Source organism: Haloarcula litorea (assembly GCF_029338195.1).
GTDB classification, from domain to species: Archaea; Halobacteriota; Halobacteria; order Halobacteriales; family Haloarculaceae; genus Haloarcula; species Haloarcula litorea.
Genome location: NZ_CP119779.1, coordinates 160,735 through 183,028 on the forward strand (window position 1 = coordinate 160,735; position 22,294 = coordinate 183,028).

21 protein-coding genes are annotated in these 22,294 nt (G+C 68.3%); 9 read left to right on the plus strand and 12 right to left on the minus strand.

Annotation, left to right across the window (positions count from 1 at the left end; genetic code table 11):
- Positions 1-3: 3 nt before the first annotated feature.
- Positions 4-1,824, plus strand: a complete 1,821-nt coding sequence (locus P0592_RS00875; protein WP_276272373.1) for a hypothetical protein — start codon at positions 4-6, stop codon at positions 1,822-1,824.
- 65 nt (positions 1,825-1,889) lie between these two features.
- On the opposite strand, the gene P0592_RS00880 is transcribed toward P0592_RS00875, so the two are convergent.
- Together P0592_RS00880 and P0592_RS00885 are read right to left on the minus strand one after the other, a co-directional pair.
- Complete coding sequence (locus P0592_RS00880) at positions 1,890-2,621, minus strand: CAP domain-containing protein (RefSeq protein WP_276272374.1); 732 nt, start codon at positions 2,619-2,621, stop codon at positions 1,890-1,892.
- Between the two features lie 87 nt (positions 2,622-2,708).
- Positions 2,709-3,743: a DHH family phosphoesterase gene (locus P0592_RS00885; RefSeq protein ID WP_276272375.1), complete on the minus strand. Its 1,035-nt coding sequence runs from the start codon at positions 3,741-3,743 to the stop codon at positions 2,709-2,711.
- Between the two features lie 213 nt (positions 3,744-3,956).
- On the opposite strand from P0592_RS00885, the gene P0592_RS00890 reads away from it, so the two are divergent.
- Both P0592_RS00890 and P0592_RS00895 read left to right on the plus strand, forming a co-directional pair.
- A complete protein-coding gene (locus P0592_RS00890) occupies positions 3,957-4,838 on the plus strand; it encodes a CbiX/SirB N-terminal domain-containing protein (RefSeq protein WP_276272376.1) in 882 nt (293 codons plus the stop codon).
- Between the two features lie 57 nt (positions 4,839-4,895).
- Positions 4,896-5,978 (plus strand): DR2241 family protein, encoded by a 1,083-nt coding sequence (locus tag P0592_RS00895; protein ID WP_276272377.1) that lies wholly within the window; start codon positions 4,896-4,898, stop codon positions 5,976-5,978.
- Here the strand turns inward: P0592_RS00895 and P0592_RS00900 are convergent.
- Together P0592_RS00900 and P0592_RS00905 are read right to left on the minus strand one after the other, a co-directional pair.
- Positions 5,975-6,547 carry a DUF7524 family protein gene (locus P0592_RS00900; protein ID WP_276272378.1) on the minus strand — a complete coding sequence of 191 codons (573 nt, stop codon included), beginning with the start codon at positions 6,545-6,547 and terminating at the stop codon, positions 5,975-5,977. The genes P0592_RS00895 and P0592_RS00900 overlap by 4 nt on opposite strands.
- 45 nt (positions 6,548-6,592) lie before the next feature.
- The gene (locus P0592_RS00905; protein ID WP_276272379.1) at positions 6,593-6,787 is read right to left on the minus strand and encodes a methytransferase partner Trm112; all 195 of its coding nucleotides are present in this window, start codon (positions 6,785-6,787) and stop codon (positions 6,593-6,595) included.
- A gap of 96 nt (positions 6,788-6,883) precedes the next feature.
- Between P0592_RS00905 and P0592_RS00910 the strand changes: the two genes are divergently transcribed.
- Positions 6,884-7,240 (plus strand): group I truncated hemoglobin, encoded by a 357-nt coding sequence (locus P0592_RS00910; RefSeq protein ID WP_276272380.1) that lies wholly within the window; start codon positions 6,884-6,886, stop codon positions 7,238-7,240.
- Here the strand turns inward: P0592_RS00910 and P0592_RS00915 are convergent.
- Positions 7,237-8,613 (minus strand): adenylosuccinate synthase, encoded by a 1,377-nt coding sequence (locus P0592_RS00915; RefSeq protein WP_276272381.1) that lies wholly within the window; start codon positions 8,611-8,613, stop codon positions 7,237-7,239. The genes P0592_RS00910 and P0592_RS00915 overlap by 4 nt on opposite strands.
- A 186-nt stretch (positions 8,614-8,799) precedes the next feature.
- Here P0592_RS00915 and P0592_RS00920 point away from each other — a divergent pair, with 186 nt between their 5' ends.
- Positions 8,800-9,105, plus strand: coding sequence for a hypothetical protein (locus tag P0592_RS00920; protein ID WP_276272382.1), 306 nt, complete (start codon positions 8,800-8,802; stop codon positions 9,103-9,105).
- 1 nt (position 9,106) lies between these two features.
- Here the strand turns inward: P0592_RS00920 and P0592_RS00925 are convergent, their stop codons facing one another.
- On the minus strand, positions 9,107-11,512 hold the full coding sequence (locus P0592_RS00925) for a DUF7527 domain-containing protein (protein ID WP_276272383.1): 2,406 nt from the start codon (positions 11,510-11,512) through the stop codon (positions 9,107-9,109).
- A gap of 118 nt (positions 11,513-11,630) precedes the next feature.
- Here P0592_RS00925 and P0592_RS00930 point away from each other — a divergent pair, with 118 nt between their 5' ends.
- The 4 genes from P0592_RS00930 (at position 11,631) to P0592_RS00945 (ending at position 14,761) form a co-directional block, all read left to right on the plus strand.
- Positions 11,631-12,032 carry a DUF7541 family protein gene (locus tag P0592_RS00930; protein WP_276272384.1) on the plus strand — a complete coding sequence of 134 codons (402 nt, stop codon included), beginning with the start codon at positions 11,631-11,633 and terminating at the stop codon, positions 12,030-12,032.
- Between the two features lie 46 nt (positions 12,033-12,078).
- A complete protein-coding gene (locus P0592_RS20190; protein ID WP_276272385.1) occupies positions 12,079-12,450 on the plus strand; it encodes a DUF6684 family protein in 372 nt (123 codons plus the stop codon).
- Between the two features lie 64 nt (positions 12,451-12,514).
- On the plus strand, positions 12,515-14,275 hold the full coding sequence (gene ctaD, locus P0592_RS00940; protein WP_276272386.1) for a cytochrome c oxidase subunit I: 1,761 nt from the start codon (positions 12,515-12,517) through the stop codon (positions 14,273-14,275).
- 201 nt (positions 14,276-14,476) lie between these two features.
- Positions 14,477-14,761: a DUF7520 family protein gene (locus tag P0592_RS00945; RefSeq protein ID WP_276272387.1), complete on the plus strand. Its 285-nt coding sequence runs from the start codon at positions 14,477-14,479 to the stop codon at positions 14,759-14,761.
- Position 14,762: 1 nt separating this feature from the next.
- Here P0592_RS00945 and P0592_RS00950 read toward each other — a convergent pair whose 3' ends face one another.
- The 6 genes from P0592_RS00950 to P0592_RS00975 all read right to left on the minus strand — a co-directional run bounded on the left by P0592_RS00950 (position 14,763) and on the right by P0592_RS00975 (position 22,271).
- Positions 14,763-16,466, minus strand: a complete 1,704-nt coding sequence (locus P0592_RS00950; RefSeq protein WP_276272388.1) for a methylmalonyl-CoA mutase family protein — start codon at positions 16,464-16,466, stop codon at positions 14,763-14,765.
- 41 nt (positions 16,467-16,507) lie between these two features.
- Positions 16,508-17,311, minus strand: coding sequence for a CBS domain-containing ParB/RepB/Spo0J family partition protein (locus P0592_RS00955; RefSeq protein ID WP_276272389.1), 804 nt, complete (start codon positions 17,309-17,311; stop codon positions 16,508-16,510).
- A gap of 37 nt (positions 17,312-17,348) precedes the next feature.
- The gene (locus tag P0592_RS00960) at positions 17,349-18,857 is read right to left on the minus strand and encodes a DHHA1 domain-containing protein (protein ID WP_276272390.1); all 1,509 of its coding nucleotides are present in this window, start codon (positions 18,855-18,857) and stop codon (positions 17,349-17,351) included.
- Positions 18,858-18,892: 35 nt separating this feature from the next.
- Entirely contained in the window at positions 18,893-19,321 is a 429-nt protein-coding gene (lrpA1, locus tag P0592_RS00965; protein ID WP_276272391.1) for an HTH-type transcriptional regulator LrpA1, read from the minus strand.
- 110 nt (positions 19,322-19,431) lie between these two features.
- Positions 19,432-20,370: a thiamine pyrophosphate-dependent enzyme gene (locus P0592_RS00970; RefSeq protein WP_276272392.1), complete on the minus strand. Its 939-nt coding sequence runs from the start codon at positions 20,368-20,370 to the stop codon at positions 19,432-19,434.
- Positions 20,371-20,372: 2 nt separating this feature from the next.
- On the minus strand, positions 20,373-22,271 hold the full coding sequence (locus P0592_RS00975) for a 2-oxoacid:acceptor oxidoreductase subunit alpha (protein WP_276272393.1): 1,899 nt from the start codon (positions 22,269-22,271) through the stop codon (positions 20,373-20,375).
- Positions 22,272-22,294 lie beyond the last annotated feature (23 nt).

Here is a 22,294-nt window from a genome sequence, read left to right on the forward strand (position 1 = left end):
GCGATGGCGAACCTGACTATCTACGACTCGCAGGGAACCCCGATCCGGGACGAGACCGGCGGCCGCGGCGACACCGTGTCGGACCTGTTCTTCGACGGCGTCCGGTTCGCCATCGACTCGCGTCGGCAGGAGGCGGTCTGTTTCTTCCGCGCGAAGGACAACCCGACGGCCCGCTCCGAACAGTACTACGCGGTCTACGAGTACGAGAGCAGGTCAGAACTCGCCCGGTTGGTCGAGGCGGTCCGGTCCCGGATCGAGGAGGAGTACGGGATGCACCTCGACACCACCAACGACGACACCCGCTTCTTCGAGCTGCTGGAGGGCGGCGGGTCCGCCACGCCGCCCGGCGATCCGTCGACGCTCGACGACCTCGAAGAGATCATCGAGGACTACCACCAGGCGAAGGTGGGAGTCGGCGACTACCGGGACGCACTGGGCCTGTTCTCGAAGTTCCACGGAACGCTCGCGGTCAGCGGGATCGCCGTCGCCGACAACGCGAGCGGGACGTCGCTGTCCTCGTACGACCTCGTCGTCGAGACGGGCAACTACACCGGGCTCGAACCGCTCGGTGACACCGCCTCCCGTATGGAAGACCTGCGGGAGCGGCGGCGGCGGGAACTCGGCTACGACGTGCCCGACGACGACGGCCTGCTGGACGGTCTGACGCCGGTCGAGGGCGCGTTGCTGTTCGGCGGGGCGGGCGTGCTACTCGTCATCGCGGCGCTGTACGGGAGCTGTCTCGGACTGCACGCGGCACCGCTGGGTGGCGCGCTGCCCGGTCCGTCCTGTGGCCCCTCCATCGACGGGGTCGACGGCACACTGACGTTCGCGGGCGACCCGACGATGAACGTCACGGGACAGTTCAGCGGCGGCGGAACGAACGCCGTCGTCGCGACCGTCACCGGGCCGAACGACGGGACTGCGCGGACGAACGCGAACATCAACGGTTCGGGACAGTTCGCTATCGAGGTGCCCCTCACGGGCGACCGGAGCGACGGGAGCAACGGAACGAACGGGACGGCGACCGACGCGACGACGGCGGGCGGAACCGCGAACGCGTCCGCCGACGGACCGCAGGGGATCGCTCGACGGAACGGCACCCTGCCCGCGGGCATCTACGAGGTGACGGTCGTCCGCACCCACGAGGTCTTCGGGTTCGAACTCGGGTCGGTCAGCAACAGTAGCAACGTCTCCGTCCACCGGTTACGGACCCTGAACGCGACGCGAGTCGACAACAGCTCGACGGTGAACGTCGACGGGGCGCTCGACGGCCCGGCGAACGAATCCGTGAACGTCTCGCTGTCGCTCGTCGGCCCCGACGGGACCGTGGTGACGAACGCCACGAGAACCGTCTCGGTCGGGTCCAACCGGACCTTCGAGACGAACGTCTCGGCCCCGGCCGGCGAGACGACGCCGGGCGTCTACACCGTCGAGGCGACGGTCGACAACGACACCCGCACCGACACGGCACAGTTCGGGCGGGTCGACGGGATCGCCGTGACCGACGTGAACAGGGATCCGGACTCCTTCTCACTCCGGGCGAACACGACGGCGATGCCGTCCAGTCGCTTCGTCGCGGGCGTCCTCGTGACTCGGAACGGCACGACGGCGGTCGACAGCACCACGAGGTTCAACCGGAACGGGACCCGGCAGTTCGTCGTCACGGTTCCGATCGAAAACGGGATCGACGACGGACGCTACAACGTCTCGGTGACCTTCGGCGGCGACAGCGTCAGCGACACCTACGAGGTCAACACGGCGAGTCAGTCCGAAAACGAGACAGCCAGCAGCGGCGGGTCCTCCGGCGGCGGTTCCGGTCAGTAGCGAGCCGATCGCCGTTCCCGATCCGAACGGAGACAGCGGTTCGCGACTGCGGTCGACGCTTCCTCTCAGCAGACGTTCGCAGTCGCGTACACTTCGTCGTCCTCGGAGATGGCGATCCCGACACCGAGGAACCTCGCGTTCGCGTAGGTGAGACGATCCCGGTACTTGCTGGAACTGAACCAGTAGTCGGCGATCGCGCGGGCGACCCTGCGCTCGGTCTCGTTCACGGTCGCGCCGTCGTAGCCGCCGGCTCCCACGCTGGCGATCGACTCCAGGCGGTTCCGCTTGGCGTCGATGACGGCGGTGTAGCGCTCGGACTCGAACTTGCACTGGTCGAAGAGGTTGTTCCGCTCGTAGCGGTCCCGGCTGTTACCGTAGCCGACGTTGTGAGCCATCTCCGATTCGTTCGCCATCCGCTGGCTGTGGTTGTTCGCCATCTCGGAGAGCGCGGCGGACGTTCTCGCGGTCGCCGAGAGATCACTGTCCCGCCGATCGTTGACGTACGCCGCGACGTAGCCGGCGATGTCGGACTCGTTCAACGCGAACGACTGCGGCCGGGCCGTCGGCTCGTCGCCGGGCGTCGGCGTCGAGGCCTCGGTCGCGGTCGGCGTCGCACTGGCAGTCCGTGTCTGTGTCTCGTCGGGCGTCTCGGCCGGTGTCGCGGTCGGCTCACCCGAGCCGGGATCAGTCAGCGACTGCTGTCCCGAGAGCGCGGAACTGCCGAACAGGATGCCGGCACCACCGATCGCGACGAAGCCGACGATGAGACCGATTGCCAGCTTTGTACCTAATCGCATCACTCTGGATTGATTAGCGAGTGCTTTCAATGTTTGGAAGAGATCGAAACGGCGACAAGAGAGGCAGCCAAGCGGCGACCCGACCGTCTAGGCCGAGCTTTCGCCGTCGGTCTGTCCGTCGTCGATGTTGAGCGAGCCCAGCAGACGGGCGACGATCACCTCCTCGACGATGTCGAGGAACAGGTCGTCGTCGCCGGTGTAGTCCGCGAACAGCCCAAGCGGGATCTCCGCGCCGGCCATCTCGCGGTGGCCGCCGGCACTCCCGACGTCCTCGAAGGCCTCGTTCAGCAGGTGCCCGAGGTGGAGTCGCGAGTCGGACGAGCGGGCGCTCAGTTGGACGGTGTCGTCGACGACCCCGAAGACGATGGCCGTCTCGACGCCCTCCAGCGTCGCGAGGTAGTCGGCGGCCTGTGGCAGCGCGTCACGCTCGCGGGTCCGGCCGACGTGGGAGACGAGGACCGAGCCGTGGACGTGGCGGTTCGCGATCGCGTCGCCGATCGCGTCGACCGTCGCGCCGCTGACGGCCGGCGTCGAGAGCTGTCGGAGGATGTCGCCGTCCGCGTAGTCGTGGAGCGCCGCCGCGGCCTCGTACTCCGCACGGGTCACTCCGCGGAGGAACCCGAGCGTCTCCCGCCGGATGGCGAACAGGAGGGCCGTCGCCACGCGGGCGCTCGGTTCCATCGACAGGTCCCGGACGTACTCCGCGAGGATGGTCGCCGTCGAACCGACCTCCGTGCGGTGATCGACGAAACCGGCGGCGACGTCCTCCGCGGGGTGGTGGTCGATCACCACGTCGACCGGCGTCCCCTCGGGCACGCGGTTGTTCGCGCCCGGGACGGAGTGATCCACGAACGCGAGCAGCGATCCGGCCGGCCGGTCGCGGACGGTCGCCGGGTCGAAAGGCGTCAGGTCCACGTCCAGCAGATTGACGAACGCGCGGTTCTGCTGGTGTGAGATCTCGCCGCTGTAGAGGATGCGCCGCTCGTCGATGCCCGCCTCGGCGGCGATGGCACCGAGCGCGACCGCGCTTGACAGGCAGTCCGGATCGGGGTTGTTGTGGCAGACGATGATCAGCTCTTCTCCCTCCGCGAGGCGATCCCAGAGGTCCCGTGCTCTGCTCATCGGTCGGTGTTCGGGCCGGGACGGCAAACAACTGCTGCCCGGAGAGCCGTTCGACGCATCGGGCCGGAGCCGCCGGCGAGCCGTCACACCCCGTCGGTGACGGTCGTCCCGGTCCGTCCCTGTCTGCGGCCGTCGCCTCCGGCGGACATCGCTTCTGGTGCCCGCGCGCCGCGCGGGCGAAGCCCCTAAGACCGGCTCGTCCCAACCCCGGGTATGGAGCACGCGCTCGTCATCGCCGCCCACGGCTCGCACCTGAACGCGGAGTCGAGCACGCCGACGTTCGGCCACGCGGACACCATCCGCGCGACCGGCGCGTTCGACGAGGTCCGAGAGGCCTTCTGGAAGGAGGAACCCTCGTTCCGGGAGGGGCTTCGGACGGTCGACGCCGAGGAGGTGTACCTCGTCCCGCTGTTCATCTCCGAGGGCTACTTCACCGAGCAGGTCATCCCGCGGGAGTTCCGGCTCGACGGCTGGGACCCGGAGCTGTGGGACTCCGACGGCACGAGCGCCACGAACGCGACGCTCACGGCGGGGGACACCGGACAGACGGTCCACTACTGCGGACCGGTGGGCACCCACGACTCGATGAGCGACGTCATCGTCCAGCGGGCCAAGTCCGTCACCGGCGACGCCGACGTGGGCGAGGGGTTCGGCCTCGCGGTCGTCGGGCACGGCACCGAGCGCAACGAGAACTCCGCGAAGGCCATCGAGTATCACGCCGACCGCATCGCCGCGATGGATCGCTTCGACGAGGTGCAGGCGCTGTTCATGGACGAGGACCCGGAGGTCGACGACGTGACCGACCACTTCGAGAGCGACGACATCGTCGTCGTGCCGCTCTTTATCGCCGACGGCTACCACACCCAGGAGGACATCCCCGAGGACATGGGCCTGACCGACGACTATCGGACCGGCTGGGACACCCCCGAGACGGTCGACGGCCACGACATCTGGTACGCCGGTGCCGTGGGGACGGAGCCGCTGCTCGCGGACGTGGTACTGGAGCGGGCCGCCGAGGCCGGGGCCGACGTGGACGCGGCCATCGAGCGGGTCCGCGACGAGACCGGCGGCGCGAACCCGGCGGCCGGCGACTAGCGGTCGCTCGCGGGGGAGAGCGGGCGGCTTTTCCCGGTCGGGGACCAACCACGGCGTATGGACGACACCCGCGTCGAGGCGTTCGCCGAGGCCGCGGCGGACGGCGTCGCGTTCGACGGCATCGAGGCCCGGGTCGAGGGGGACAGCTACGCCGTCGAGACGGCCGACGGATCGGCGACGGTCGTCGCCACCGACGACTTCGCCGACGTGGCCGCCGACTACGCCGACTACGTCACGAACTGGTACTTCTGGCACGCGACGGCACCACAGGCCGAGCCGCGCTGGGCGTTCCTCCGCTGGCTGGAGGACGCCGAGGAGACGCCGGTGCCCGAGCGGTACGACAGGCTCCGGGACGGCGAGACGGCGACGTGGGGCCAGCTGTCGATCACGGTCGAGCTGGCCGGTGACGGCGACCGGACCTACGACCTCCGTCACGTCGACGATTCCGACGCGGCCCCCGCCGAACTCGACGCACACGACGATCCGCTGGACGCCCGTCGGCTCGCCAAGCACGACGACGACGGCGACTACCGGCCGCTCAAGACCGCGCCGTCGCTCCGGACCGGGTGGGTGTTCCCCGACCTCGACGCGAGCGAGGTCGTCGAGGCCGTCCACGGGTTCTACCCGGCGACGGTCCAGAACTGGTACCGCGAGCGCCAGGGGGAGCTGGACGTGAGCCACTGGCGGGACACCGTCGAGCGACAGACCGGCATCTACGGCGTCGTCAAGACCTGGGACCGCCAGGACGGACACGAACACGTCGACTGGGTCGCCGAGGCCTGCTGTGACGACTCACAGTGTCTCAAGCGCCGCGAGTGGGAGTACGACGAGGAGACCGACCTCGACGTCGACGGGGGCGAGGGGACCTTCCCCTGCCGGGAGCCCTGCTCGCTGGTCGTCTCGGCCGCGCGCAAGTGGACCAAGCTGGAGGGCGAGCAGCCCCGGACCTACGAGTTCGAGCTGACGCCCAGCGAGAAAGAACAGATCGAGGAGATCGTCGACGCGGTCGCCGAGGGGCGGGCCGACGACGTCCGCGAGGCCGACACCTCCGACGGGGCGAACCGGTACCGCGCCCGGTTCCTGCGAGCGAAGCTGTTCGACGAGGACGGCGACCTCTGTGGCGTCCCGACCGAGGACTAACCGAGGCCACCCTCGCCCGAGAGCGCGGCCGCCAGCGCCCCGAGCACCCCGACCGCGACCAGCAGGGCCGCCACGGTCACGAGGAAGTCCCGGAGCAACAGCGCCGCGCCCAGCGCCAGCACGAGCGCGAGGACGCCGACCCCGAGCACCGGGAGGTTCGGCGACCCGGCCAGCGGCGGGTCCGGCTCCGGATCGGGTTTCGGCTGTGGCTGTGCGAGCGACTCGTCGACCTCGACCGGTTCGTCGCGCCGTTCGGGCTCGGTCACCCGGACGTCGACGTAGCGTGTCGTCGCGCCGTAGGCCGTCACCACCTTCAGGTTCCCGCGTGCGGTGCCGTCGTCGGTCAGCCTCACCCGGACCCGCCGCTCGCCGCCGCCCTCGACGTGGTGGTTGGTGGCGTCCAGCGCCGCCACGTCCGACAGCGAGTCGTCGAGGTGGAGGTGGACGTGGGTCGACTCCCCGTGGTTGGTCAGGACCACGTCGAAGCTGTCGCTCGTCTCGAAGGCGTCGGGGACCTCCAGCCCGTGGAGCTCCCGCCTGTTGACGTGGACCGGCAGCGAATCGGGCACGGTGTAACAGTCGGCGTGCGCGGGAGAAAAATGTTCAGGCCGGGATCAGGCCGGAGCTTCGTCGCGCATGTCCGGCGGGAGCAGGTTCGGGATGCCGTCCTCGATGGGGAAGGTCTCGCCACACTCCGTACACACCAGCCGGCCCGCGAGGATCTCCTCGTCGTCGCGCTCCTCGACCTCGAGGTCGAGGTCGTGCTTGTCCAGCGGGCAGCAGATGATGTCCATCAGGTCCTCTTTCATACTGTCGGCTGGGGTCGGGACCCTCAAAAGCGTACTGTATGGGACCGCCCGAGGGGACCCCGGGGCTACTTGTGTCGCTGCGCCGACGCTGTCAGTATGAGCGAGACGCTCGCCGACCGACTCGGCGGAGAGGCCGGGATCGAACGGATCGTCGACGACTTCTACGACGAGGTGCTCGCCGACGAGTCGCTGGCGCCGTACTTCGCGGAGACCGACACGGACGCGCTCCGGGACCACCAGCGGGCGTTCCTGCTGGCCGCCACCGGCGCGGCGGAGTACGAGGGGCAGGATATGCGGTCGGCCCACGCGGACCTGGACCTGACCGCCGACGACTTCGCCCGCGTCGCGGCGCACCTCGACGACGCGCTCCGGGCCAACGGCGTGGCCGACGCCGACCGGGAGGCGGTCTTGGAGACCGTCGCGGGCCTCGAAGACGAGGTCCTGAACCGCTAGAAGGGACGTTCGCGGACGATAGTCTCGCCGCGGCCCGGACCGACGCCGATGGCGTAGGCGGGGGTGTCGAGCTGGTCCTCGACGTACTCGACGTAGGCCTTGGCGTTGTCGGGCAGCGCCTCGTAGCCCTCCTCTGCGACGCTGGCCCAGTCCACGTCGTCCCAGCCGGCGAACGCCCGGAGGTTCGCCTCACAGCGGCCCCACTCCTCGGTCGTGGCCGGCATCGTGCGCAGCTCCTCGCCGTCGAGCGTGTAGCTGTGCCCGACCTGGACCTCGTCGAGGCCGGCCAGCACGTCCAAGTGGTTGATCGCGAGCCCGGTGAACCCCGAGACGCGGTGGGCGTGCCGGAGCATCGGCATGTCGAGCCAGCCGACCCGGCGGGGCCGTCCCGTGACGGTACCGTACTCGCCGCCCTCCTCGCGGATGTACTCGGCCAGGTCGGCGTCCGGGCCGGGATCGGCCGGGTCGTAGCCGGGGGTGTGGCCCTCGACGCCGCCCAGTTCGGTCGGCAGCGGGCCGGTCCCGACGCGGGAGAGGTAGGCCTTGACGATCCCGATCACCTCGCCGTCGCCGACGACGGTCGGACCGAGGCCGGTGCCGGTACAGGCACCGCCGGCCGTCGGGTTCGACGACGTGACGTAGGGGTAGATGCCGTGATCGATGTCGATCGAGGTCCCCTGTGCCCCCTCGAGCATCACGTTCCGTCCGTCGGCCATCGCGTCGGTGAGGAACCGCCCTGCGTTGACGGTCATCCCCTCGCTGTCGAGCCGGCGGCCGAACTCGCGGTACTCCTCGTAGACGGCGTCGACGTCGAACGCCTCGGGGTCGTCTAAGTCGGCGACGTCGACGCCGTAGACCTCCTCGAGCAGCGCCGTCTTCTGCGGGACGACGTACTCCAGGCGCTCGCGGAGGACGTCGCCGTCGAGCAGGTCACCGACCCGGACGCCCCGGCGGCCGGCCTTGTCCTCGTAGGTCGGACCGATGCCGCGACCGGTCGTGGCGGCCTCGAGATCGGTCTCGCTCTTGACGTCTTCCTCGATGCCGTCGAGGACGCGGTGGAACGGGAGGATGACGTGGGCCCGCTCGGCCACCCGTACGTCCGGCTCCAACCCCCGCTCCCGCAGCGTGTCTAGCTCGTCGAACAGCGTTCGCGGATTGACGACGCACCCGTTTCCGAGCACGCCGACCTTGCCGCGGATGGCTCCGCTCGGCACGAGGGAGAGCTTGTACTCCTCGCCCTCGTGGACGACGGTGTGGCCGGCGTTGTCGCCGCCCTGGTAGCGCGCGACGACGTCCGCGTCGTCGCCGTACAGGTCGACGATGCCGCCCTTCCCCTCGTCGCCGAGCTGCGAGCCGACGATGGTTACGGTCATCGGGCGCACGTTCCGGGGGCCGTGATAAACAGATTACGGTCGCTCCCGGACGGTTCGAGGACGTGAATGTCTGCCACGTGAACGGTTACGACGCTTTTAAGAGTGGGCTGTACGAACGAAAAAACCGGCAAAGACGGGTCGACGAGGGCAACTTTTAAATCCCGCAAACACAAGTTAACAATTGCCATGATAGACAGGCTTGAGAAGGAAGTCGACATGCTCGAGCGCCACCTGCAGGTGCTCCGCATGGTCATCGAGAACGAGCCTATCGGTATCGTGAAGATGTCCAACGAGACGGGCTACCCCCACCACAAGGTGCGCTACTCGCTGCGGGTCCTCGAGGAGGAGAACCTCATCGAGCCCTCCAGCCAGGGCGCTATCACGACCGAACAGACCGGTGAGTTCGTCGACGATCTGGACGAGAAGATCGACGAGATCATCGAGAAGCTCGAGGGGATGAAGATCGAAGACGCCGCAGAGATAGAGAGCTGAGCTACAGTTCCGGCACCGCGAGGTGGAACTCCTGATTTCTCGCCTCCAGTAGACAGAGGTGGTAGCCGTCCTTCCGCGAGAGGTTGACGAAGCTCTTGCGCTTGTCGCGACTCAACAGGCCGCTGGCGGTCGCGTCCTCCGCGGTCTCGAGGGCACCCGGCTCGAAGAAGCTGCTGGTGACGAGAAACGCCGCGGCGAGCGACTCCGACGCGTTGCCGACCCGCTCGGCGTCCCGGACGATGTCCGTCATCTGACTCTCGCTTGCCGGCTGTCTGGAGTCGTTGATGTTGGCGACGACCAGGGGATTCCCCATCCGGTCGCGGACGACCACGTCGAACTGCTCCTGGGTCCGGTGCTCGTCGCCGTCCTCCGTGTACGTCACCGACACCGAGCCGTTGAGTTCCGCCCGGTCGATCTCCGGGATAGCGTCGTAGAGGTCCTGCATCTCGCCCGCGTGACCCGTGTCGCGGATCTCGTAGAGGAGGTTCCGGACCAGCCAGTCCACGAACCGGTACTGGATGCTCTCCCGGAGGAACGCCTCGAAGGGCGTGCCGTCGACGGCGGCGTCGGTCCCGTCGAACTGGGTGTGGTACTCGAGCCGGAGGTTCGGCTCGACGTCGCTGCGGTCGGCGTCCCCGTCGTGAGCCTGTGCCAGCGTCGCCTCGCCTTTCGAGTCGTAGCGGACGAACAGGTTCGTCCCGTCGATGGCCTCGCGCGGCGAGAGCCGGGTCCCGACGTCGGGGGTGTCCTCGTCCTCGGCGTCCTCCAGCCTGTCCCGTAGCTGCTGTATCTCCGCGCGCGCCTCTTCGAGCTCCGACTGGAGGCGGTCGCGCTCGGTGCGCAACTCCTCGTTTGTCGCCTCCACATCTGCGAGTTCGTCCTCCAGTCGATCGAGTTCCGCCTCCCGTTCCTCCAGTTCGTCCGTCAGGCGTTCGACCTCGCGCTCGCGCTCGTCCAGTTCCGCCGCCGTGTCCCCGGCTCGCTCCGACTCGGACGAGCCGTCGGCCGACTGCCGTCCGCCCTCCCGCTCGGCGGGGTCCGGCGTCGCCGCACGCTCTTCCCGTTCGCGTGAGAACTGCTCGTCCGCCCGCCCGTCGGTCGCGCCGCTCCGGGACTGAGAGCCAGCTGACGACACCGACTGCCCCGTAGAGGCGGTCCCGGGAACGGGCTCCGAGTCCTGAACGGACCGCTCCGGGTCCAGCGATGGGACCGAGCGGGTCTCCAGATCCGCCGGCGACGTCTCGCTCGACGCGTCGGCCGTGCCGTTCGTGGCGGACCGGGCCTGTCCCGTCGGCGTTTCCGCCGCCGACGCGGTCCCGGATTCGCCCGTCCGCTGCGACGACCGATCGGCCGTCGGCTCCGCACCCCGCTCTCTCGTCTCGGTCGTCGCTGCGGCCCGCTCGCTGTCGGTTCGGGCCGCCGCGTCCGTTCGTCCCTCGGCCCTGTCCGACTGGGACGCCGTGGTGTCTCGTGTGGTCCCCGTGTCGCCGGTGTCGGACGGGGCGTCCTCGTCGTCCGGGACGTCCCGGTCGGTACTGCGGGACCGCTCGGACCCGGCCGCCTCCTGTCGCCCCCCGACCGCCTTCGATCCCGGTGGGCCACCGGACCGCCGGTCTCCGCGGGGACGGTCCGTCTCGCCGTCACCGGACGTGGCGGTCTCGGGCGCGGTCTCGTCGGCAGCGGTGTCGGTCGCGGCCTCGTCGGCGGCGGTATCGGCACTCGTGGTGTCGTCGGTCGCCGCTTGCGTCGGGTCGGGTTCCGAGCCCGTGACCTCCCCCGTCTCTTCGGTCGGCTCGTCGGCCGCCGGATCGTCCGTCGCCGCGACGCCGCCGGCGGCCGCCTCGTCGCTCGCCGGGTCCTCCGCCTCCGGTTCCGGGATCTCGACGGGCGAGATCTCTCCGGGCTTGACCTCGTAGATGCCGACCTCGTCGTTGGCCTGTTCGAAGGCCTCGTCGTCCGTTATCAGCCGCTCGGCGCTCCCGACCCAGGCGACGCTCATCGATCGGCCCTGGTGGTAGACGAGGTAGTAGTCCCCCGAGAGGACGTTCTCGGAGAGCTCGACGAACCCGGTGAAGTTGCCGTCGGTCAGCGTCCTGTCGACGTCCTCGATGGGCGTGTCCTGCGTGTAGTACTTCGCCCGGACCTCGTCGGCGCGTTCCTGCATCACCGCGAGCAGGGGTAACGCCTCGTGTGGGGCCGCGCGCGCGGTGCCGTCGCCGGACTCGAAGTCCTCGATGTCGCCGTCGAGGACACCGACGACCGTTCCGTTCAGCATACACAGACGGGTCGGCCCGGAGACGACGGCACCGGAGAACTCCCGGTCCGCGAGGGCCTGCAACCCCGCGTAGCCGCCGTCGAAGGGCACGGTGTCCCAGTCGGGTATCAGTTCGACCGTGCGTGTGGTCATTACGGGAACCAAGCCGGATAGCGGACAAATAGTTTGTGCCCCGTCAGACACCTGTTCCCGTGCCGACTCGTCGCGTGACTCCGATGCGCATATGGTCCCGGAACGCCCAGGGGAGCGTATGGACGTAGACGACCAGCAGGGGCTCAGCGACCAGTATCCGACAGCCAGTCCGTGGCCCGTGTTCGTCGCGCTCGGCCTCGCGCTCTCGGAGGTGGGCGTCTTCGTCGGCCTCTTCCCCGTCGCGGTGTTCGGCCTCATCCTCTTCGGCGGCAGCGTCGCCGGTATCCTCACGGAGGCGGGCTACGCCGACCGGCCGTGGCCGACGCTGGTCGGCGTCGGCGCGGTCCTGTCGCTGCTGGCGGTCGGGATCGGGGCCGCCTACCTCCCGCTCTCGGCCGTGACGCTGGCCAACGTCGGCGAGGGGGCGCTGTTCACCCGGCTCGTCGCCGTCGTCGTCGCGGGCCTGGTGATGGCCGCGATGGGCGGCGTCGGCCGCGTGATGGAGCAGACGGCGGCCTGAGCGAAACCAACAGCCTATTTACCGGGCTGGACCAATCCGGAGTTATATGGCACTGTTCGGGTTCGAAAGAGACACCCTGCTCGACCTCACTGTCAACGTCATCCCGCTGGGGATCATCCTCTTCTTCGTCGCGGCGTTCGCGGTGGTGCCCGCCTTCGGCTTCGATCCCGTGTTCAGCGGGCTGCAGTTCGCGCTGATGCTGTCGATGTTCTTGCTGCTGGCGGTCCTGACCTACTACGCCGGTCGGGCCGTCGAGAACGCCGAGAAACGGCAGGAGTCCACCGAGGAGGCGAGCGCCGTCGAGGAACCGGCGGGCGAGGTGACCGGCCTCGACGACACCGGCGTCGAGGACGAGCGCGAGGAACTGGAGAGCGGCAGCGAGGAGAGCGCCGCAGACGACGACGGCGACGAGGCGTAGTCGATTCTCACACGCCGACGGCGGAACCGTCCCTTTCATTAGCGGCCAGTCCCGAGGGGCGTCTATGGCAGCAGGAGACCTAGTGCTGACGGGGCTGATGGCCGTCCTCCTCGTCGCCGTCACCGCCTTGCTCACCCGCATCGAGAACTGGCGGTCCTACACGCCGCTCGCGGGTGGCGGGTCCGCTACGGGCGAGACGGTGATACACCGAGAGAAGCCGTCCGGTATCATTCGCTGGCTAACGACCGTCGACCACAAGGACATCGGCATCCTCTACGGCGTCTACGCCGTCATCGCCTTCGCCGTCGGCGGCCTGATGGCGATGGGGATCCGCCTCCAGCTCGTCACCCCGGGCGGTGCGCTGCTGGGGACGAGCGCCTACAACTCGATCCTGACGAGCCACGGGATCACGATGCTGTTCCTGTTCGGGACGCCCATCATCGCGGCGTTCGCGAACTACTTCATCCCGCTGCTGATCGGGGCCGACGACATGGCCTTCCCGCGGATCAACGCCATCGCGTTCTGGCTGCTCCCGCCGGCGGCACTGCTCATCTGGGCCGGCTTCTTCCTCGCGCCGGTCACGGAGAACATGATCGAGCCGGCTCAGACGGCCTGGACGATGTACACGCCGCTGTCGGTCGAGCAGGGCAACCCCGGCGTCGACCTGATGCTGCTGGGGCTGCACCTCTCGGGAGTCGCGGCGACGATGGGGGCGATCAACTTCATCGCGACCATCTTCACCGAGCGCGACGACGAGGTGACCTGGGCCAACCTCGACATCTTCTCCTGGACCATCCTCACGCAGTCCGCGCTCATCCTGTTCGCGTTCCCGCTGCTTGGCAGCGCCATCGTGATGCTGCTACTCGACCGGAACCTCGCGACGACGTTCTTCGCCGTCGAGGGCGGCGGTCCGCTGCTGTGGCAACACCTGTTCTGGTTCTTCGGCCACCCCGAGGTCTACATCCTCGTGCTCCCGCCGATGGGACTGGTCAGTCTCATCCTGCCGAAGTTCTCGGGCCGGAAGCTGTTCGGCTTCAAGTTCGTCGTCTACTCGACGCTCGCCATCGGCGTGCTCTCGTTCGGCGTCTGGGCACACCACATGTTCTCGACCGGGATGGACCCTCGCCTGCGGGCCTCCTTCATGGCCGTCTCGCTGGCCATCGCGATACCGTCGGCGGTCAAGACGTTCAACTGGATCACGACGATGTGGAACGGTCGCCTGCGGCTGACGACGCCGATGCTGTTCTGTATCGGCTTCGTCTCGAACTTCATCATCGGCGGCGTCACCGGCGTCTTCCTCGCCTCCATCCCCGTCGACCTCGTGCTCCACGACACCTACTACGTCGTCGGCCACTTCCACTACATCGTGATGGGCGCGATCGGCTTCGCCGCCTTCGCCGGCATCTACTACTGGTTCCCGGTCTTCACCGGCCGGATGTACCAGCGGACGCTGGGGAAGGCCCACTTCTGGACCTCGATGATCGGGACCAACATCACGTTCTTCGCGATGCTCGCGCTGGGGTACCTCGGGATGCCTCGCCGGTACGCCACCTACGAGTTCAACGGCGCGATCGCGCCGCTGGCGCAGGTCCAGACCTTCCACCTGCTTGCGACCGTCGGCGCGGTGATCCTGATGGTCGGCCAGCTCGTCTTCGTCTGGAACATCGTCCAGTCGTGGCTCGAGGGACCGGCGGTCCGCGACGGGGACCCGTGGGACCTCGAACGCGACGGGATGCTCGACCGCGAGTTCCAGTGGTTCGACGAGCAGATCGAGAGCGAGTCCGACGACGGCGACCGCTCGGCGCTGACGCCGAGCGACGACTGAGCCGGTCGGCGTTCTCCCGTTTTCCGGTGCGTCTCGAACGGACCAGCCGTCAGGCCGCGCCCGAGACGAGGACGATGGCCGTCAGGAACATCATCACGGCGATGCCCGAGAGGACGACGAACAGCAACTCCTTCTGTGACATACCGAGTCTTAGCGGCCGAAGTGAAAAAGGCTAATCGTCTCCCGCACCGACCGGGAGGTATGAGCGACGCCCGCGGGATGGACGGCGAGAAGGTTGTCGTCCGACTGTACGTCCTCATCACGTTGCTCGCCGGCGTGATGGGGTTCGTGCTCGGGACCATCCGACCGGAGGACCTCGACCCGGAGCTGTTCGGGGTCGTCCAGCTCCCGCCGACGCCGGTCGGCGTCGCGATCTACGGGCTGGTGACGGTCGGCCTCGGGCTGGGCGTGTTCCTCGGGCTCGTCGTCTACGTCTCCCGGCGCAGCGACGACGACGCGGGGACCCGCGACAGAGGGCCCCAGTAGTTCACGCGACGCCGGCGGTCTCGCGGTAGGTGCCGTACTCGTTTTTGAACACGGCCATAATCTCGCCCATCGTCGCGTAGGCCTTCACCGCGTCGACGACGGCCGGGAGCACGTTCTCGTCGGCCGCGACCCGTTCGCCGAGTGCGTCGAGCGCGTCCGCGACGGCGTCGTCGTCGCGGTCGGCCTTCACCTCGGCCAGTCGCTCGCGCTGGCGCTCCTGGACGTCCTCGTCGACCGAGAGGATGTCGGGCTCGGTGTCCTCCTCGACGGTGTAGGCGTTGACGCCGACGACGACCTCCGCCTCGTCCTCGACGCGCTCCTGGTACTCGTAGGCCGAGTCCTGGATCTCCCGCTGGAAGTACCCCTGCTCGATGCCGGCCAGCACGCCGTCCCGGACGGAGCCGTCGCCCAGCTCGTCGCGGACGTGCTCGATGTGGGCCATCGCCTCGGCCTCGATCTCGTCGGTCAGGCTCTCGACGGCGAAGCTGCCGCCAAGCGGGTCGACGATGTCGGCCGCGCCGGACTCCTCGGCGATGATCTGTTGGGTGCGCAGTGCGACCCGGACGGCGCGCTCGCTGGGTAAGGCCAGCGCCTCGTCGAAGCTGTTGGTGTGGAGGCTCTGGGTCCCGCCGAGCACGCCCGCCAGCGCCTGTATCGTGACGCGGACGACGTTGTTCAGGGGCTGTTGTGCGGTCAGGGACTGCCCCGCGGTCTGGGTGTGGAACTTCAGTTGCTTGCTGGCGTCGGCCTCGGCCCCGTACCACTCGTCCATCACGCGGGCGTAGATCCGCCGGGCCGCCCGGAACTTCGCCACCTCCTCGAAGATGGCGTTGTGGGAGTTGAAGAAAAACGAGAGCTGCGGCGCGAACTCGTCGACGTCGAGCCCCCGGTCGAGGCAGTCCTCGACGTAGGCGAAGCCGTCGGCCAGCGTGAACGCGAGCTCCTCGACGGCCGTCGAGCCGGCCTCCCGGATGTGGTACCCCGACACCGAGACCGGCTTGAACTTCGGCGTCTCCTCGCTGGCGAACTCGATGACGTCGGTGACGAGCTTGAGCGAGGGCTCGGGCGGGATCACCCACTCCTTCTGTGCGATGAACTCCTTGAACATGTCGTTCTGGAGGGTGCCGCGGATCTCCTCGCGGGGGACCCCCTGCTGGTCGGCCAGCGCGAGGTACATCGCGTAGATCACGGGCGCGCTGGGGTTGATGGTAAAGGACGTCGACACCTCGTCGAGGGCGATCCCCTCGAACAGCCGCTCCATATCCGCCAGCGTGTCGACGGCGACCCCCTCCTTGCCGACCTCCCCGTCGGCCATCGCGTCGTCGGAGTCGATCCCCATCAGCGTCGGCATATCGAACGCCGTCGAGAGGCCGGTCTGTCCCTCGTCGATGAGGTAGTGGAACCGCTCGTTGGTCTCCTCGGCGGTCCCGAAGCCCGCGAACTGCCGCATCGTCCACTGTCGCCCGCGATACATCGTCGGGTAGACGCCGCGGGTGTACGGCTCCTCGCCCGGGAACCCGAGATCGTCCTCGTAGTCGGTGTCGGCCACGTCCAGCGGGGTGTACAGTCGGTCGACCTCGTGGTTCGAGACGGTCGCGAACCGCTCGCGCCGCTCGCCGTAGGCGTCCAGTACGGGGTCGAGTGTCTCCTCCGCCCACTCGTCTCTGGCCTCCCGGATGGACTGGAGGTCCTCGTCGTCGTACATGGTTTTGCATTTGGCACGGGTTCGCAAGAGTGTTCGGGGCCCTACGAGCCGTCGGAGTTCTGGAGTCGCTTGGTCGTCTCCACGAGCGGGTGTTTCGCGTAGTCGACCACCTCGATGTCGGCGATGGACTCGAGGTCGGACTCGGCGGCGGTCTCGGCCATCCCGAGCTCGACCCGCCGTTCGAGGACGATGACGTAGGCGTCCATCTCGTCGACGCCGAGGCGATCCGCCGCCTTCACGCGGTGGTGACCGTCCGCCAGCAGCAACTGGTCGCCGGTGTCGATGACGACGAGCGGTTCGGCCAGCCCCCGTTCGAGTTCGTACATCCGTCCCTCGAGTTCGTCCGCGTACACCGTCGACTGCGTGGGCGTCAGGTCCCCCAGCGCGACCTCGCGACGCTCCTCGTAGGTCCCCACGTCGTGGATGTTCTGGAGCGTCCGCCCGAGCTTGTCCACCTTGCTCGGCGTCGCCCGCTCGATCTGCGAGCGGATGACGTCGGCGTTTGAGATGATCCCAACGAGGTTGCCGGCGTCGTCGACGACCGGCAGCTTCTGGATGCCCGACCGGAGGATGACTCGGGCCGCGTCCTGGACGGCCATCTCCGGGTGCGCGACGAGGATGTCGTCGCTCATCACCCGGAACATCGGCTCGTGGTCCTCGGCCAACAGGAGGTCCCGGGCGCTGACGAACCCCTCGACGCGGCGGCCGTCGGTGACGGGGTAGCCGCTGAAGTCGTCGCTCTCGGCGATCCGCTGGGCGACGTCCCCGACGGTGTCGTCGAGCGCGACGGTCGCCACGTCCCGCGTCATGTACTCCTCGACGGTCGGTCGCGACGAGTCGTCCATCACCGGCCGTAGCCCGCCGGCGGGCAAAAAGGCTCGGCTACTCCCCGTCCTCGCGGTAGCCGTCGTCGGGGAGGACGCTGGTGGAGCCGTCGATCCCGTACTCGACGGTTCGGACGTGGCCCAGCAGTCGGTGCGAGCGCGACTGCACCGCCTCGAGGAACCGTGCGCCGACGACCGACTCGACGACCTCCTGGAGCGTCTCGTCGCGGTCCTCGACGGACTCGAGCATCCCGAGCGTGATCTGTGCGCCCGCCATATCGGCGTGGCCGCCCGCGGACCCGATCTGTCCGAAGGCGTCCCGCATCGCCTCGCCGAGGTCGATGTCCGCGCCCCGTGCCCGCGCGGAGGCGTAGATCGTGTCGTCGATGACGCCGTAGACCATCGTCGCGTGGACCTCTTCGAGGTCGAGCAGCCGGTCGGCGGCCTGTGCGAGCGCGTCGCGGTCCCCGATCTCGCCGACGCAGCTCAGCAGGACCGCCCCCTCCTGCTGGCGGTTGTCGATGGCGCGTCCGAGGATGGACAGCGTCTCCGCGCTGACGCTGGGGTCCTCGATGCGCTGGAGAGTGTCCATGTCCGCGTTCTCGACGAGGTGGGCCGCCGCCTCGAAGTCCTCCGGCGACACCTCCCGCCGGAAGTCCTTCGTGTCGACCCGGATCCCGAACAGCAGCCCCGTCGCGACGTGTTCGGGGATGTCGACGTCGAACCGACGGAGGTAGTCGACCAGCAGCGTGCTGGTCGCGCCGACGGCGCTCCGGAGGTCGACGTACCGTGCCTCCACGGGGAACCGCGGCGGGTGGTGGTCGATGACGATGTCGATGTCGAGGTCCTCGGGCAGCTGGTCGTTGACGCCCGGCCGGGAGTGGTCCACGAGCGCGAACCCGTCGAACTCGTCCAGTGCGGTCGCGTCGTCGGCCGCGAGGTTCACCAGGTCGTACTCCAGCAGGTTCACGAACGCGCGGTTCTCCTGGTGGGAGATGTCGCCGAAGTAGCAGACCGAGACCGTACAGCCGACGCGCTCCGCGAGTTCGCCCAGTGCGACGGCGCTTGCGATGGCGTCCGGATCGGGGTTGTCGTGGGCGACGATGGCGAGGTGGCCGTCGACATCCCGCAGCACCTGCTGGAGCTTCCGGGCGCGCGCGCCCTCGTCGCCCGTAGTCCGTGCGAGGTGGTCGCTGACGACCGCCTCGGGGTCGACGACGCCGTCCGCGACCTCGGCGAGCCTGTCGCGCTGGTCGGCCGTCGCGTCGAAGCCCGTGTACCCCAGTAGGAAGGCGTCCGGGAACAGCTCCCGGACCGTCGCCGCGGCCGCGACGTTGGTCGCGGGGTCCGTCGTCGCGACGACGACGCTCACCGGATCGACGTCGAGCCCGGCGATCGTCTCCCGGTCGGTGACGTCGCCGACGGTCACGACGGCCCCGTCGGAGCGGAGTGTCTCGGCACGGTGTCTGTCGTCCGTGAGGACGTGGAGCGGGCCGGCGTCGCCGCTGATCGCGCCGACGAGCGACAGTGCGACCGACCCGCCACCCAGGACCAGCCGAGACGGCATAGGTGGCCGTCGGCACCGGAGCGTCTAAAAACCAGTCACTTCAGTCGTTCCTGCAGGAACGAGGGGTGGGCGGCCGTGACGCCGTCCAGGGAGAGGATCTCGTCCTCGATGACGGCCGCCAGCGAATCCCCGTCGGCCGCGCGGACCTCCGCCATCAGCATATGGTCCCCGCTGGAGGTGTACAGCGCCTCGACGGACTCGACGTGCTTCAGTTGCCGAGTCGCCTCGACGTAGCGCTCGCTGGCCACGTCGATCCCCACCATCGCGATGGACTGGCCGGCGAGTTTCTTCGGGTCCACGTCCGCGGAGTAGCCGACGATGACCCCCTCCTCCTCGAGCTTCGTGATGTACTTGCGGACGGTCGGTTTCGACACGTCCGCCCTGTCAGCGATCTCGGCGTAGGAGGCCTGTGCGTCCTCCTCCAACACCGAGAGGATTCGACGCTCCGTGGACTCGGTACTCATACACGTTTGTTTTCGGTCCGTGAAAAAATATCTTCCGAACAGGAAAGCCCGGTTCGGGGGGCGCTCGCGGTGCCGGACGGCCCGGCGTCAGCGGGCGGTTCCCGTGGTGTTCACTTGTGGTGTTCGAGGAGGTTGTCGTAGGTCCGCTCCCACTCCGCGTCCTCGTCGAAGTACCGCTCGGCGAGCGGGTCGTCGGGCATCTCGCCGATCTGGCGCTTCTCCTCGCCGTAGGAGGGGCGCTCGTCCTCGACGTAGTAGCGGCCGGTCAGGACCTCGCCCTCGTAGAGCTTGTTCTCGGTCTCGAACATCATCTCGGCGGCCTCCTGCCGGTTCGAGACGTCGAAGTCGTAGTCGTCGGACTGCTGGATGTCCGTGTACGGGACGTAGTGTTTGGCGTCCTTGTTCCAGGTCGGACACTGGGTCAGGAAGTCGATGTGCGCGAAGCCGTCGTGCTCGATGGCCTCGGCGATGATCTCCTTGGCCTGGTTGGGGTTGACGGCCGCGGTCCGGGCGATGTAGGTCGCGCCGGCGTTCAGCGACTGGCTGAGCGGCCGGATCGGCGACTTCGCCGAGCCGTGGGGCTGGGTCTTGGACTTGTGGCCCTTCGGCGAGGTCGGCGAGGTCTGTCCCTTCGTGAGCCCGAAGATCTCGTTGTTGAACACGATGTAGGTCATGTCGTGGTTCTCACGGGCCGTGTGGATGAGGTGGTTCCCGCCGATCCCGTAGCCGTCGCCGTCGCCGCCGGCGGCGATGACCTCCACGTCCGGGTTGGCCAGCTTCGCGGCCCGTGCGACGGGCAGCGAGCGGCCGTGGATGGTGTGGAAGCCGTAGCTGTTGAAGTAGCTGTTGAGCTTGCCGGAACAGCCGATGCCCGTGAACAGGGCGATCTCGTCGGGGTTGCGCCCGACCTCGGGCATCGCCTGTTTCAGTGCCTTGAGGACACCGAAGTCACCACAGCCCGGACACCACGTCGCCTGCGGTTCGATGCCGGGTGTGAACTCGTCTCGCTCGATCTCGCGGTCTTCGCCGATTGCGCTGAATGCACTCATTGTCAGTCACCCGCTGCGGGGAGGTACTTCATGTTGCTCGCGGCGAGGTCCTCGCCGTTGATGCTGGTCTCGAACCCGTCGACGATCTCGGCGGGCTCGAAGGGGTTGCCGTTGTACTTCAGCAGGCTCGACAGCTTGTCGCCGTACTTGCCGATCTCCTTCTGCGTGAGCCCGCGGAACTGTGCGGTCGCGTTCATCTCGACGACCAGCGCCTCGTCGACGGAGTCGAGCCACTCGCTGACCTGTTCGACCGGGTAGGGAGCCATGTCGGAGACGCCCAGCGCCTTCACCGAGTGGCCGTTCTCGTTGAGCCGGTCGACGGCCTCGAAGACGGTGTCCTGCTGGCTGCCCCAGACGAGGATGCCGTAGTCGGCGTCCTCGGGACCGTAGTAGGTCTGGTGGTCGGCGTTCTCGTCGAGGTCGGCCCGGATGTCGTCGAGCTTCTGGAGTCGGCGCTCCATCTGCGCGATGCGGTTCTCGGGGTCCTCGCTGATGTGACCCTCCTCGTTGTGCTCGTTGCCGGTCGCGAGGTAGCGCCCGTCCTTCTGACCGGGCACCGACCGCGGACTGACGTTCGAGCCGTCCTCGGGGTCGTGCTGGAACCGCTTGAACTTGCCCGACGCGTGGTGGGCCGCCTCCTCGATCTCGGCCTCGGTCAGCACGGAGCCGGGGTCGGCGTTGGGCTCCTCGTCGAAGTGGCTCGCCGGGAGGTTCCGGAGTTCGCCCTGGATCTTCTGGTCGTAGACGACGATGGCCGGGATCTGGTACTCGTAGGCGATGCGGAACGCCGCCCGCGTCTGGGTGTAACACTCCCTGATGTTCGCGGGCGCGAACACGACGCGAGCGGAGTCGCCCTGGGAGGTGTAGAGGACGTGTTCCAGGTCCGCCTGCTCGGGTTTGGTCGGCATCCCGGTCGAGGGACCCGCGCGCATCGCTTCCACGAGGACGATCGGCGTCTCGGTCATCTCGGCCAGACCGAGGGGCTCGGACATCAGCGCGAAGCCGCCGCCGGAGGAGCCGGACATCGACTTCACGCCCATGTGCGAGGCTCCCAGTGCCAAGGCCGCGGCCGCGATCTCGTCCTCGACCTGCTCGGAGATGCCGCCGAACTCGGGCAGATGCTGGGACATGATAGTGAACACGTCGGTCCACGGGGTCATCGGGTACCCCGAGATGAACCGACAGCCCTCGTCGAGCGCACCGTAGGAGATGGCGTTGGACCCGGAGAGGATGACCTGCTCCTCGTCGTGGGAGCTCTCGGGGACCTCGATGTCGTGGTCGACGTCCAGCTCGGAGGCCGCCTCGTAGGCGTCCTGCAGGACGTTGAGGTTGGCCTCGAGCATGTCCCCGCTCATGTTCTCCTCGATGAGGGTCTCGAACTCTTCGGTCCCGATGTCGAGGATGGCGGCCGTCGCCCCGATACCGGCCGTGTTGCGCATGATCTCGCGGCCGTGTTCCTTGGCGATGCCGCGGAGGTCCATCGGGACGAGGTGCCAGCCGTTCTCCTCGGCGGCCTCCTCGAGCCCGATCTCCGCGACGTCCTCGTCGTCGAGCAGCCCCTCGTCGTAGACGAGGACGCCGCCCTCCCGGAGGTCGTCGAAGTTCTCGTACAGCGGCTTCAGTTCCTCCTTGCCGTAGTAGGCCTCGTCCTGCGGGTTCCGGGCGAAGGAGTCCCCCAGCGCCAGCAGGAAGTTGTAGCCGTCCCCGCGAGACTGTACCGGTTCGTCTTTGGCCCGTACTTCGACGAACGTGTGGCCGCCCCGGATGCGCGACGGGTAGTGTCGGTGTGTGAAAACGTGAAGTCCCGAACGCATCAGGGCCTTCGCGAAGTTCTGGCTCGTCGAGTCGATTCCGTCCCCGGAACCCCCCGCGATGCGCCAGATTAGCTCGTTGTCTGTCATGGTAAATCCTCGGCCCCAGCTGT